1 protein-coding gene is annotated in these 1455 nt (G+C 64.4%); it reads left to right on the top strand.

Annotated features, from left to right (window positions below; genetic code table 11):
- Positions 1-246: 246 nt before the first annotated feature.
- Entirely contained in the window at positions 247-1434 is a 1188-nt protein-coding gene (locus AC5Y43_RS24935; protein ID WP_499977288.1) for an IS110 family RNA-guided transposase, read from the top strand.
- The last annotated feature ends 21 nt before the right edge of the window (positions 1435-1455 follow it).

The raw sequence follows: 1455 nt of genomic DNA, 5'->3' as shown, positions 1-1455 counted from the left end.
CGACATTGATGATGGAAGAGCGTTACCGCGCAGGTCGTGACCCTGGGTATGACTGACGCCCTGCTGGGTTGTCCATAACTTGATCTGTCCGGCCTGCGTGGTGCGCATCTTGTTCACGCCGGACAGGACGGACATGACCTAATCAGGAGCCTGGTCGTTCCTCATCAATGTCTTGTCTGCCCGCCCTGCCCGGCGTGCGCCCACCTAACGCTGGTCAGAAGGGACACCATCATTTTGACAGAATCTGTGCTCATCGTCGCCGGTGCGGATACCCACGCCGATACCATTCACGTCGCCGCCATCACCATGACTGGTGCGGCAGTTGGCGATCGAGAGTTCCCGACCACGCGCGCCGGCTACACCGCCGCCATCAGGTTCCTGCGCTCGCTGGGCCAGATTGAGCGGATCGGGGTGGAGGGCACCGCCAGCTACGGTGCTGGGTTCACTCGCGCGCTGACTGCCGCCGGTATCGAGGTCTTCGAGGTGACCCGCGCGGTCAAGTCCACCCGCCGCCTCAAGGGCAAGTCCGATCCACTGGATGCCTACAGTGCTGCCCGTACCGCGTTGGCCGGCGACGGGCTAGCCACCCCGAAACACGACACCACCGCTGGGTTGCGCGCCCTGCATATCGCCCGCCGCTCGGCGGTCAAGCATCGCACCGCGGTGATCAACCAGATCAAAGCCATGCTGGTGTCCGCACCGGACTCTGTGCGTGAAAAATACCGCGGCTTAACGACATTCAGGCTGATCGAGGCGATCGCCCGCTGCCGACCCGACTCACAGGCCGAACCATGGGCGCAGTCGGTGCTCATCGCGGCCAAGATGCTCGCCCAACGCGTGCAGTTCCTCGAAACCCAAGCAGAGGCACTCGAAGCCCAGATCGACGCGATCGTCACCGAAACCAATCCCGGGCTCCGGGCGGCCTACGGTGTCGGCGCGGACACCGCCGCCCAGCTGTTGATCACCGCCGGGGCCAATCCGCACCGACTGCACAGCGAGGCGGCTTTCGCCGCGCTGTGCGGCGTGGCGCCCGTTCCCGCGTCTTCGGGCAAGACCAACCGACACCGACTCTCCCGCGGCGGTGACCGCGCCGCCAACAACGCCCTGCATCGCATATCCCTGGTGCGCCTGTCTCACCACCCACCGACCAAGGACTACGCACTCCGCCAAACGCTCAAAGGACACTCGAAGAAAGAGATTCTGCGCAAGCTCAAACGGGCCATCGCCCGCGAGGTCTTCAAACTGCTCTCTCGTCAGGTCGCCGTGCCCGAGTACGGGGACCTCCGCCCCGCACGGCAAGCCAAGAACATCACCGTCACCGCCGCTGCACACCACTTCGGGGTCTGGCCCACCGTCATCTCCCGCATAGAACGCGGACTACAGCGCGACGACACCTTCGCCGCCACCTACCGAAACTGGCTCAAAGCCGCTTGACACGAATAGGAGCATCAAGTC

Source organism: Mycobacterium sp. NGS57, from assembly GCF_059812405.1.
This window is presented reverse-complemented; position numbering and strand designations above follow the sequence as displayed.